Here is a 12637-nt window from a genome sequence, read left to right as displayed (position 1 = left end):
CCGAGCGCGACGCCACTCAGTGGGCAGCCGCGTCCCAGTTCGGACCAGTGCCGATCTGCACATCGAGCGGAACATCGAGGTCCGCCGCACCGCCCATGCGCGCGCGAACGAGCGACGTAAGATCGTCGAGCTCGCCGGGGGCAACCTCGAAAACGAGTTCGTCGTGCACCTGAAGGAGCATCCGTGACTGCATCCCCGCCATGTCGGCACTGATCGACAACATGGCTCGTTTGAGGATGTCGGCAGCCGAACCCTGGATCGGTGAGTTGAGTGCCTGCCGTTGCGCGTTCTCTCGGAGCACTCGGTTCGACGAGTTCAGATCGGGGAATGGCCGTCGGCGACCGAAGATCGTTGTGGTGTACCCGTCGACCTTCGCCTGTTCAACGACGTTCCGCAGGTAGTCCCGAACGGCACCGAATCGGGCGAAGTAGTCCGTCATAAGCTCCTTGGCCTCGGACGTTTCGATACGAAGCTGTTTGCTCAGGCCGAACGCGCTCAGGCCATACGCCAGACCGTATGACATCGCCTTGACCTTGGTGCGCATGGTTGGCGTCACATCGGCGGGGGCCACCGAGAAGATCCTCGCCCCGACAAATCGGTGGAGGTCTTCTCCACTGTTGAAGGCTTCAATGAGCCCGGCGTCACCCGAGAGGTGTGCCATAATCCGCATCTCGATTTGCGAGTAGTCGGCGGTCAAGAGTGTCTCGAAGCCCGGACTCGGTTCGAAAGCAGAGCGGATCCGGCGCCCGATCTCGGTTTTGACGGGCACGTTCTGCAGGTTCGGATCATTGGAGGCGATGCGACCGGTGCTGGAGCCCGCCTGCTCGTACGTGGTGTGCACGCGTCCTGTCTTATCGATCGCCTTGTCGATCGACGCGATGATCTGCATGAGCTTCGTCGCGTCCCGGTGCTGGAGGAGCAGATCCAGGAACGGATGCGGGTTCTGCTCTTGGAGGTCGGCGAGACTCGCGGCATCCGTTGAGAATCCCGTTTTGTTCGACCGGGTCTTCGGCATCTCGAGCTGGTCGAAGAGCACTTCTTGGAGTTGCTTGGGGCTACCGAGATTGATCTCACGCCCGATCTCGGCGAAGGCCGCGGCGGCAACGGTTGCCGCCGTCTCGCTCAGCTGAGCAGTGAGTGCAGAAAGGACATCGTGGTTGACCGTTATTCCGGTCAGCTCCATCGTCGCGAGAACCGGAACGAGTGGGAGTTCGATGTCGTCGAGCACTCCACGGGATCCGGCGTCGAGCCTGCCAGCCAGGTATTCGGCGATTCGGAGGATGTACCAGGCCTCGGTCGCTGGACTTGCTCCCTCGTTCTCCGGAACGAGTTGGGACGGGTCGGCGACTGCCAGGCGCTCACCCAGATAGTCGTAGACCTGTGTCTCGAGCGATTCCGGTTTGAGACCCGGCTTCAGTAGCCAGGCGCCCAACGTGGTGTCGAAAGCGATGCCTTCTAGTCGCAGGCCCGCGCCGTGCAGCGCTTTGTACTGAGACTTCGCGCCCTGCAGGTACTTCGGCGCATCGCTGGCCAGCCACGTCTCGAGAGCGACATAATCCATGCGACCTTCCGCCCACGGCACGTAGACCGTTTCGGTTGCCGATGCGAGCCCGAAGCCCGTCACCGACGACCCGTGGGTTTCGACGCGGAGGCCGAGCGGAGTGGTGCCGCTCGCGGACTGCTTCTTTATCCACTGAGCGAGTTCCTCGTCGACGAGGGTCCTGATCACGGGGATGGAGTCGGCTGGCGGAGCATCCGCGGCCGAGGGAGCAGAATCCCCGCGCTCGGCCGCTGCGATCTTCAGAACACGCTCGAGCAACGTCTTGAACTGGAGCCGGTCGAAGACAGCTCTCACGGCCTGTTCGTCGATCGGCTTCCTCTCGAGATCGAGGGGTCCGACCGGCAGTTCGACATCAGTGACGAGCCGATTAAGTTTGCGATTGCGAACAGCTCGGTCCTTCTGGTCTCGAAGGTTCTGGCCCACCACACCCGTGATCTCATCGGCGTGGGCAAGGATCTCGTCGAGGGAGCCGAACTGCTTGAGCCACTTGACGGCGGTCTTCTCCCCCACCTTGTCGATGCCGATGAGGTTGTCCGAGGTCTCCCCGACGAGGGCAGCGACATCCGGATACTGCTCCGGCTCGATTCCGTAGCGTTCGACCACGGCGTCGCGATCGTAGCGCTTGAGTTCAGAAACACCGCGTGCATTGGGGTACAGGAGCGTAACGCCCGGTCGCACGAGTTGAATCGCGTCGCGGTCGCCCGAAACGACCAGGACATCGAACCCTTCCTCCGCTCCGCGCGTGGCGAGAGTGGCGAGGATGTCGTCTGCCTCGAAGTCTTCTTTGCTGAGCGTTTGCACACCCATCGCTTGGAGCGCTTCCTCTAGGAGAGGTACCTGTCCCACGAACTCCGGCGGAGTCTCAGAACGAGTGCCCTTGTACTCGGCGTACTCGCGCGTACGGAAGGAGAACCGAGAGATGTCGAAGGCCACAGCGAGGTGGGTGGGCTTCTCGTTCTGGAGCAGGAGGATGAGCATCGACAGGAAGCCGTGGATCGCGTTCGTGTGTTGCCCGTCGCGAGTGACGAAACTGTCGACCGGAAGGGCGTAGAACGCGCGAAAAGCGAGCGAATGGCCGTCGACAACGAGAAGGGTAGGCTTTGCTGGATCCGTCACGAAGCCAGCCTAGCTGCGGCCGCTGACGGCCGATTCGCGGACGAAGGAACAGCATGGTGAAGCTCCCCGACGATCTCGACCCCGAGCTCTATGCGCGGATCGTGGACACCGGGGGTGGCGAGCTCACCGTCAAGATGGGTGTCGAGTATCTCGAGCTCTCGGCCGAGCACTCGGTCGCGCGGATGCCCGTCGAGGGCAACCGTCAGGTTGTGGGCATCCTGCACGGTGGAGCCCATGTTGTGCTGGGTGAGTCGCTTGGATCGATCTCCTCCGCCATCCATGCGGGCCCGGGTCGTATCGCGATGGGCATTGAGATCAATGCGACCCACAGCCGGTCAATCTCGGAGGGGTGGGTGACGGCGACATGCGATGCACTCGTCCTCGGGCGCACCCTCGCGACGCACGAAATCGTCATCCGCGACGACGAGGGTAGACGGCTGTCGACCGTGCGCATGACCAACATCCTGCGCGACCGGCAGGGCTAACCAGAGCGCTACTTTTTGGCGCTCAGTTGTTCGATGATCGCCTGCGCTACGTCGTGCATGGTGAGGCGGCGATCCATCGACGCCTTCTGAATCCAACGGAACGCCTCGGGCTCGGTGAGGCCCATCTTTTCGTTGAGAAGACCCTTGGCCCGATCGACGAGCTTGCGTGTCTCGAAGCGCTCGACGAGATCGGCGACCTCGGACTCGAGCGTGATGATCTGGGTGTACCGACTGAGTGCGATTTCGATGGCCGGAAGCAGGTCGTTGGGGGTGAAGGGCTTCACAACGTAGGCGAGGGCGCCGGCCTCTGATGCCCGCTCAACGAGCTCTTTCTGGCTGAATGCCGTGAGCAGCACAACGGGAGCGATGTGGTTCTTGCTGAGCCGCTCGGCAGCAGAAATACCGTCGAGCTGCGGCATCTTGACGTCCATAATGACGAGGTCGGGACGCAGCTCTGTCGCCAGTGCAACAGCGGTCTCCCCGTCGGCAGCCTCGCCGACAACTTCGAAACCGTTGTCTCGGAGAATCTCGACGATGTCCATACGGATGAGGGACTCGTCCTCTGCGACAACAACTCTGCGCGGTGTCGTCTGTGCGGCATCCTGATCAGTCACGGCAAAAGCCTACGGTATCCAGCGACTCTGCGTCCCAGCCCGCGTTCGGCTGATCCCACTATGGGCACAAGGTAACGACGGTGGGTGGAGGGAGGATAGAGGCATGGTGCTCGAACGCTTCTCGCCCGCGACGCGGGATTGGTTCGAAGGAGCCTTCGCCGAGCCAACGCCAGCACAACTCGGGGCCTGGGACGCGGTGGCGTCCGGGCAGCACGCTCTCGTCGTCGCGCCCACCGGATCGGGTAAGACGCTAGCCGCATTTCTGTGGTCCATCGATCGGCTAATCTCCGACCCCGAGGTGTCACGAGGGACTCGGGTCTTGTACGTCTCCCCGCTGAAGGCCCTGGGTGTTGATGTTGAGAGGAACCTTCGCTCCCCCATCGTCGGTGTGACGCGGTCAGCGGCTCGACTCGGCCTCGACGTTGTAGCGCCCACCGTGGGCGTCCGATCGGGCGACACGACGTCCCAGGAGCGTAGGGCGCTCGCGCGCACTCCTCCCGACATCCTGATCACGACTCCGGAATCGCTGTACCTCATGCTCACCTCGCAGGCGCGGGAGACCCTACGCGGCGTTGAGACGGTCATCCTCGATGAGGTTCACGCGGTTGCCTCGACGAAGCGCGGGGCGCACCTCGCGCTGTCTTTGGAGCGTTTGGATGCCCTCCTTCCCACCCGTGCGCAGCGGATCGGGCTCTCCGCTACCGTCCGACCCCTTGAGGAGGTAGCCCGCTTCCTCGGCGGGAGTGCCAGCGTCACCATCGTGCAGCCCCCCGCAGCCAAGACGTTCGATCTCACGGTTGCCGTTCCGGTCGACGATATGGCGCAACCCGGCATGGTCACCTTCAAGGAAGGCTCGTCGTCGGGGGCAATAACGGGCGGGGATGGAGGTGCCAGTGCCGAGGCGACCGGGTCGATCTGGCCGCACGTGGAGGAGGCCATCGTCGATCGTGTGCTCGAGCACCGATCGACGATCGTGTTCGTGAACGCGCGACGTCAGGCCGAGCGTCTCACGGCACGACTCAACGAGATCTACGAGGAGAGGTTCCCCGACGCCGAAGATGTTCTTCTTGCACGCGCGCATCACGGCTCGGTGTCGAAGGATCAGCGCGCAGAGATCGAGGACGAACTGAAGAGCGGGCGATTGCGCTGCGTTGTCGCAACGAGTTCACTCGAACTCGGCATCGACATGGGCGCTGTCGATCTTGTCGTCCAGGTGGAGTCGCCCCCGTCCGTGGCGTCAGGGCTTCAACGAATCGGCCGAGCTGGGCACCAAGTCGGCGAAATCTCGCGCGGTGTGCTCTTCCCGAAGCATCGAACCGATCTCATCCACACGTCAGTCGTCGTTGACCGGATGCGCAAAGGTCTTATCGAGGCCATCGCCGTACCCCAGAACCCCCTCGACGTTCTCGCGCAACAAACGGTCGCAGCGGCATCCATCGAACAGCTCGACGTTGAGGAATGGTTCGACACGGTGCGTCGAAGCGCACCATTCGCAACGCTCCCGCGATCCGCCTTCGACGCGACACTCGATCTCGTGAGCGGGCTCTACCCGAGCGATGAGTTCGCGGAACTCAGGCCACGCGTCACGTGGGACCGGGTGGCCGGCACGCTCGTAGGTCGGCCGGGAGCACAACGTCTGGCCGTGACATCCGGCGGCACCATCCCCGATCGAGGCCTCTTCGGGGTCTTCATGGTCGGCTCGGACTCCGGTCGTCGTGTGGGAGAACTCGACGAGGAGATGGTCTACGAGTCGCGCGTTGGCGACGTGTTTGCCCTCGGCACCACAAGCTGGCGAATCGAACAGATCACCCACGACCAAGTTCTTGTGAGTCCCGCCTTCGGCCAACCTGGACGAGTGCCCTTCTGGAAGGGTGACGGTCTGGGTCGGCCGGCTGAACTTGGGGAGGCGATCGGCGCGTTTGTCCGCGAGGTGGCCGCGGGTAATCGTGCAGACCTCGCCGAGATCGGCCTCGACGAACGCGCCAGAACCAACCTCGTCTCACTCATCGCTGAACAAAAGGCCGCGACAGGCCACGTCCCGAACGATACGACGCTCCTCGTCGAGCGATTTCGCGACGAACTCGGCGACTGGCGTGTGGTGCTGCACTCCCCCTACGGAATGCCCGTTCATGCGCCGTGGGCTCTCGCGGTTGGCGCACGTGTGCGGGATCGGCTGGGCGTCGACGGTGCGGCGATGGCCGGCGACGACGGCATCGTCGTGCGTGTGCCGGATACCGACGCCGATCCACCTGGCGCCGAGCTCTTTCTCTTCGAACTCGATGAGCTCGACCACATCGTCACCGACGAGGTTGGCGGTTCTGCGCTGTTCGCTGCCCGATTCCGCGAGAGTGCGGCTCGGGCTCTGCTCCTGCCCCGACGTGATCCCGGCAAACGATCACCGCTCTGGCAGCAACGCCAGCGCGCGTCGCAGCTACTGGATGTGGCACGAAAGTACCCGACGTTCCCGATCGTGCTCGAGACCGTTCGCGAGGTGCTCCAGGACGTCTACGACGTGCCGACCCTGCGCGCGATCACGACCAAGATCGGGCAGCGCGCCATTCGCGTAGCCGAGGTGGAAACCCCGATGCCCAGCCCCTTCGCGCGAAGCCTGTTGTTCGGGTACACGGCTGCGTTCCTGTACGAAGGTGATGCGCCGCTCGCGGAGCGACGCGCCGCGGCGCTGAGTCTCGACCCCGCCCTGCTCGCCGAACTGCTGGGTCGCGCCGAATTGAGGGAACTGCTCGATCCGGTCGAAATCGAACGCACGGAGAGAGAGCTGCAGCGACTCGCCCCCGAGCGGCACGCGCGCGACCTCGAGGGCATTGTCGACGTGCTGCGGATGCTCGGACCGCTCAGTAGGGACGAGATCCGCGACCGCGCCTCCGGCGTCGACGTCGACGCGACCGTTGACGCCCTTCTCGCGGCAACACGCGCACTCGTCGCCACCGTCGGGGGTGTGGAACGGGTGGCCGCCGTAGAGGATGCTGGGCGTCTCCGCGATGCGCTCGGTGTGCCTCTTCCCCTCGGGATCCCTGCTGCTTTCACCGAGGAGATGTCGGACCCGGTCGGTGAACTCGTGAGTCGATTCGCTCGAACTCATGCACCGTTCACCGTCGACGACGTCGCATCACGGTTTGGGCTCGGCCCGGCAGTCGTTCTTCACGCCCTCCGACGGCTCGAGTCGGATCGGCGCGTCGTGGAGGGAGAGTTCCGCCCCGGGGCAACGGGTACGGAGTGGTGCTCTATCGAAGTTCTGCGGCGCCTTCGTGCTCGATCCCTTGCCGCTCTCCGCGACGACGTCGAACCCGTCTCGGAGGACACTCTCGGGCGCTTCCTTCCCTCGTGGCAGCACGTCGGCGGTGGACTGCGAGGTGTTGATGGGGTGTTGCAGGTGATCGAGCAGTTGGGCGGGGTTGCCATCCCGGCATCCGCGCTCGAGACTCTCGTGCTTCCCGCGCGCGTTGCCGACTACTCCCCCGCCCTGCTCGACGAACTGACGGTGTCGGGAGAGGTGCAATGGTCGGGCGCGGGTTCGCTTCCCGGCTCCGATGGCTGGGTTCGGCTGCAGGTAGCCGACTCGGTCGGGCTGTTGCTCTATGAACGTCATGCTGCAGAAGTTTCGCCGCTCGGCACCACCGTGCTCGAATCGCTGCAGGGCGGCGGTGCCTACTTCTTCCGTCAGCTCGCGAACGCGGTTGGTGTCGCCCTGCTGGAACGGGGTGAGGAACCCGTCACCGATTCGATGCTGCTGTCAGCACTGTGGGAACTCGTCTGGGACGGCCTCGTCACCAATGACAGCCTGGCGCCACTGCGTGCGCATCTCGGGAGACGAGCGGTCGCGGCGCGACCTCGACGGTCGCGAGGTCGCTCGCTTCGTGTAACCCAGTCGGGCCCCGCTGCCGGCGCTGGCCGGTGGTCACTCGTCTTCGTGGACGACGCCGATGACACGACACGCGCCAAAGCAACCGCGGAGGCATTGCTGGAACGGCACGGGGTGGTGACGCGGGGCTCCGTCGTTGGTGAGGGCATCCCTGGTGGGTTCGCCCTCACCTACCGCGTGCTGTCGGGATTCGAGGAGCAAGGGCGGGTGCGCAGAGGCTACTTCGTTGACGGCCTCGGTGCAGCCCAGTTCGCGGCCGGTGCTACGGTCGATCGGCTACGCACCTTCGCGGTAGAACCCGATACAGCTCCCGAGCTAAAAGCGCTGACCCTCGCGGCGACGGACCCCGCAAACCCTTACGGGGCCGCACTAGCCTGGCCTCCCCGCGAGGGGCACCGTCCCGGGCGGAAGGCGGGCGCACTCGTCACCCTCGTCGATGGGCGGCTCGCCGTGTTCGTGGAGAAGGGCGGCAAAAGCATCGTCACCTTCGCAGACGATGACGACATCCTGGCTGCGGCGGCGCGGTCACTCCTCGAGACCGCACGCAGTTCTTCTCAGGGACTCAAGATCGAGCGGATCGACGGTGACCCAGCGCAGGGCACGCCGTTCGGCGCCGCCCTGCTCGAAGCAGGCATTGGCTCCACCCCCGCGGGTCTCAGGCTAAGGGTCTAGCGAATGCCCGAAGGTGACACCGTCTACCGCTCCGCCCACGCTCTCAACGCTGCCTTGGCTGGCACGGTGCTCACACGATGCGATATTCGTGTCCCAAAGTTCGCGACAACCGACCTGACGGGGTCGCCCGTGCACGAGGTCATCCCCCGGGGTAAGCACCTGCTCATGCGTGTCGGTGAGTACACCCTCCACAGCCACTTGAAGATGGAGGGGAGCTGGCACCTCTACCGGCACGACACTCGCTGGCAGCGACCGGCCTGGCAGGCGCGCGCGATTCTGGAGACAGAATCCGTGGTTGCCGTCGGTTTCGAACTGGGGCTGTTCGAGGTGATCCGGACATCGGACGAGGATGAGGCGGTCGGATATCTCGGCCCCGATCTCTTGGGTCCCGACTGGGACCCCGACACCGCACTAGCCAATCTCCGCGCCGCACCGGAGCGGGAGATCGGTCTCGCGGTCCTCGATCAGCGTGTGCTCGCCGGTCTCGGCAACGTCTATCGAGCAGAACTGTGCTTTCTTCGCGGGGTTCTCCCCACTCGACCCGTCGGCGACGTCAACGATCTCGAGCGAATGGTCGACCTCGCGCACCGTCTCATCCTCGCCAATCGCGACCGTGTCGAACGCACGACAACGGGCAACCTCCAGAGAGATCGAACGTGGGTGTACGGGCGAGGTGGAAGGCCCTGTCTGCGCTGTGGCACGCGCATTATGGTCGGAGAACTCGGCGACTCCCCCACCATGCTCCGAACGGTGTGGTGGTGCCCTCGATGCCAGAGGTGACGGTGCCCGCCGCGAGACTCGAACTCGCAAGCCTTTCGGCATCCGATTTTGAGTCGGACGTGTATGCCAATTCCACCAGGCGGGCGCCCCTCTAGCATGACAGAATCCACGGGCCCTCATGGACCGCGGGGGTCTCGCACATCGTCGTTTGCCAAGATGGGACGATGGCCCGCCCTATTCAGGACTATGCACTTGTCGGTGACTGTCACACCGGCGCGATGGTATCGCTCACGGGGAGCATCGATTGGCTGTGTCTGCCACGGTTCGATTCCGCGTCCACCTTCGGCGCTCTGCTCGGAGATGAACGGCACGGTCACTGGAGGGTCGCACCCGTCGGTGCGGACGTCGCGACACGTCGGCACTACCGAGAGGGCACGTTCATCCTCGAGACGCTGTGGGAGACGCCTGACGGCACTGTCGAGGTCATCGATGTGATGCCGCACGGCGACCGACGTGCCGACGTCATCCGCAGGGTTCGCGGACTCTCTGGCACGGTGCGCATGGAGCAGACCGTGCGCATTCGCTTCGACTATGCCGCAGCGTTGCCGTGGGTGCGGCAAGTGCCCGAATACGCCGATGGATACGAATCGGCGATTTTGGCCGTAGCGGGTCCGGATGCCGTCACCATTCGCGGACCTCGCCTGATCGCACGCGACCACGCCCACCGCGGGGAGTTCACGGTCAGCGAGGGGCAGACCGTCGACATCGTCTTGACGTGGCATCCCGCTCACCGGCGCCCACCCGCTGCCCTCGACGTCGACGCACAGATCGAACGCACGGAGTCGTGGTGGACCGAGTGGGCGTCGCACTACACGCGAACGGGCGAACCGTATGAGGATGCCGTGGCCCGATCCCTGCTTGTGCTTCGCGCACTGACACACGAAGACACGGGCGGGATCGTGGCCGCGGCCACAACAAGTCTTCCCGAGGATCTCGGCGGTGTTCGCAACTGGGACTATCGCTTTGTCTGGCTTCGAGACGCGGCATTTACCCTCGAGGCGCTCCTGCTCCATGGCTACGAGACCGAGGCTCTCGAATGGCGGGACTGGCTACTTCGCGCCATTGCGGGGGACCCTGCCGACATGCAGGTCATGTACGGACTGGGTGGTGAGAGGCGGCTCGTCGAATGGACGCCGAGCTCTCTCCCGGGTCACCGCGGATCTGCTCCCGTGCGCGTGGGCAACGCCGCGTACACACAATTCCAGGGCGACGTGTACGGCGAAGTTATGCAGGCGCTGTCCCTCGCCAGAAGCAACGGGGTCACCGAGGATTCGTTCTCCTGGCCACTGCAGCAAGCCCTTCTCGGGCGTCTCACCGACACGCTCGACGAACTGGATCACGGAATTTGGGAGATTCGTGGTCCCCTGCGTCGCTTCACCCACTCCCGGGTGCTGATGTGGTCCGCGTTCAATTGTGGAGTGAACGCCGTCGAGAAATTCGGCCTGCCCGGGCCAGTAGACGAGTGGCGTGCGCACCGTGACGCGCTGCGTCGCGAGATCGATGAGCACGGCTACAACGCTGAACTCGGCACCTTCGTTCAGTACTACGGAGGAACCGGGGTGGATGCAGCGCTCCTTCAGCTGCCCCACGTCGGCTACCTGGAGGCGGACGATCCCCGGATGCTCGGAACGGTGGCTGCAATCGAGGAACAGCTGATGCACGACGGCCTCGTGCTCCGGTACCTCACCGAGTCGGGAGTCGACGGGTTACCCGGCGACGAGCATCCGTTCCTCGCGTGCTCGTTCTGGCTCGTTGAGCAGTACGCACTCTCCGGTCGGATCGACGACGCTCGCGAGCTCATGGATCGACTTGTCGGGCTGCGCAACGACGTGGGGCTCCTCTCGGAGGAGGTGGACTCGACGACTGGCGACCACATGGGGAACACTCCGCAGGCCTTTTCGCACCTTGCTTTGGTGCGGGCGGCCGACGCAATCTCTGCGGCGCTCCCGCGGCACTAGCGGCCACGAACGAGAGAACGGACCCCGATCTGTCAGGATCGGGGTCCGTTTTTCATCGCTCGTGCGGTGGTGATCGTTAGGAGTCGTCGTGGACGGTCCAGGCCGGCGCCACGCCATTGACGGCGTCACCGACAACGTGCACCCGCAGGTCGTTTGTGCCGCCGGGGATTCCGGGAGGCGAGCCGGAGATCACAACAACCTTCTCCCCCACCTCGGCGAGTCCCTCCTCCAGAAGAACGGTGTCGACCTGGGCGTACATGGAGTCCGTATGCGTCACTCGAGGAGTGACGTAGGACTCGATTCCCCAGATGAGGGCCATCCGGCGGCGGATCGATTGATCCGGCGTGAAGGCCTTCATGGGCACGCGGAAGCGAAGACGGGACATCCGGCGTGCCGAGTCGCCAGACTCGGTGAAGATGCACACGTACTTCGCATCAACGAAGTCAGCGACCTCCGCTGCGGCCAACGTGATCGCGCCACCTTGCGTGCGGGGCTTGGTGCCGAGGGGCGGAATGCGCTCAAGCCCGTGCTCCTCGGTGGAACTCACAATTCGCGCCATGGTCTGGACGGTGATCACGGGGTACGCGCCGACGCTGGTCTCGCCGCTCAGCATGACTGCGTCCGCGCCGTCGAGGATCGCGTTGGCAACATCCGAGGTCTCGGCACGCGTGGGCACCGGGCTGGAGATCATCGATTCGAGCATCTGGGTCGCAACGATCACGGGCTTGGCCATACGCCGAGCGAGCTCGATCGTGCGCTTCTGAACGATCGGCACCGCCTCAAGCGGGAGCTCAACACCCAGATCGCCGCGCGCGACCATGATCGCGTCGAACGCGTCGACAATGGCCTCGAGGTGATCTACCGCCTGGGGCTTTTCGATTTTCGCAACGACGGGGACGCGACGCCCCTCCTCCGCCATGATCTCGTGAACGCGCGTGACATCGTCAGCATTGCGTACGAAGGACAGGGCGATCAGGTCAGCACCCAGCTTCAGACCCCAACGGAGGTCATCCTCGTCCTTTTCTGACAGGGCCGGAACATTGACGGCGACACCGGGAAGGTTAATGCCCTTGTTGTTAGAGACCGGGCCAGCAACAACGACCTCCGTCGTGACGACGACGCCGTCGGTCTCGATCACCCGGACCTTGACCTTGCCATCGTCGATGAGGAGGAAGTCACCGGGCGCGACGTCTTGCGGAAGACCCTTGAACGTCGTTCCGACGATCTCCTTCGTGCCGAGGATGTCCTCGGTGGTGATCTTGAAGATGTCGCCGACCGCCAGCTCGTGTGGTCCGTTCTCGAACTTGCCGAGACGGATCTTCGGTCCCTGCAGGTCGACAAGCACGGCTACAGCCTTGCCTGCGTCGTCCGCTGCCTTGCGCACGTTGGCGTAGACCGCCTCGTGGACATCGTAAGAACCGTGGCTCAGGTTCATCCGCGCGACATCGACGCCAGCATCGATGATCGCTCGAATGCTCTCATAGCTCGACGTTGCCGGCCCTAGGGTCGCAACGATCTTGGCTCGTCTCATGACTTCCTTCTGTGGTGGGGTGTGCCCGAAGGCGTTGTGA

At 64.2% G+C, this 12637-nt stretch carries 7 protein-coding genes and 1 tRNA gene; 4 read left to right on the top strand and 4 right to left on the bottom strand.

Annotation, left to right across the window (positions count from 1 at the left end; translation table 11 throughout):
- Positions 1-16: 16 nt before the first annotated feature.
- Positions 17-2677, bottom strand: coding sequence for a DNA polymerase I (gene polA / locus LH407_RS00355; RefSeq protein ID WP_322133271.1), 2661 nt, complete (start codon positions 2675-2677; stop codon positions 17-19).
- 53 nt (positions 2678-2730) lie between these two features.
- Between polA and LH407_RS00350 the strand changes: the two genes are divergently transcribed.
- Positions 2731-3162, top strand: a complete 432-nt coding sequence (locus LH407_RS00350; RefSeq protein ID WP_322133272.1) for a PaaI family thioesterase — start codon at positions 2731-2733, stop codon at positions 3160-3162.
- An 8-nt stretch (positions 3163-3170) separates the two neighbouring features.
- On the opposite strand, the gene LH407_RS00345 is transcribed toward LH407_RS00350, so the two are convergent.
- Complete coding sequence (locus LH407_RS00345) at positions 3171-3776, bottom strand: ANTAR domain-containing response regulator (RefSeq protein WP_322133273.1); 606 nt, start codon at positions 3774-3776, stop codon at positions 3171-3173.
- A 103-nt stretch (positions 3777-3879) separates the two neighbouring features.
- On the opposite strand from LH407_RS00345, the gene LH407_RS00340 reads away from it, so the two are divergent.
- Both LH407_RS00340 and LH407_RS00335 read left to right on the top strand, forming a co-directional pair.
- A complete protein-coding gene (locus LH407_RS00340) occupies positions 3880-8328 on the top strand; it encodes an ATP-dependent helicase (protein ID WP_322133274.1) in 4449 nt (1482 codons plus the stop codon).
- 3 nt (positions 8329-8331) lie between these two features.
- Positions 8332-9108, top strand: a complete 777-nt coding sequence (locus tag LH407_RS00335) for a DNA-formamidopyrimidine glycosylase family protein (protein WP_322133275.1) — start codon at positions 8332-8334, stop codon at positions 9106-9108.
- 3 nt (positions 9109-9111) lie between these two features.
- On the opposite strand, the gene LH407_RS00330 is transcribed toward LH407_RS00335, so the two are convergent.
- A tRNA-Leu gene (locus tag LH407_RS00330) sits at positions 9112-9193 on the bottom strand.
- Between the two features lie 79 nt (positions 9194-9272).
- On the opposite strand from LH407_RS00330, the gene LH407_RS00325 reads away from it, so the two are divergent.
- The gene (locus LH407_RS00325; RefSeq protein WP_322133276.1) at positions 9273-11066 is read left to right on the top strand and encodes a glycoside hydrolase family 15 protein; all 1794 of its coding nucleotides are present in this window, start codon (positions 9273-9275) and stop codon (positions 11064-11066) included.
- Between the two features lie 76 nt (positions 11067-11142).
- Here the strand turns inward: LH407_RS00325 and pyk are convergent, their stop codons facing one another.
- Positions 11143-12597: a pyruvate kinase gene (gene pyk, locus LH407_RS00320; RefSeq protein WP_322133277.1), complete on the bottom strand. Its 1455-nt coding sequence runs from the start codon at positions 12595-12597 to the stop codon at positions 11143-11145.
- Positions 12598-12637: the final 40 nt, after the last annotated feature.

The organism is Antiquaquibacter oligotrophicus (assembly GCF_020535405.1).
GTDB lineage: Bacteria > Actinomycetota > Actinomycetes > Actinomycetales > Microbacteriaceae > Rhodoglobus > Rhodoglobus oligotrophicus.
This window is presented reverse-complemented; position numbering and strand designations above follow the sequence as displayed.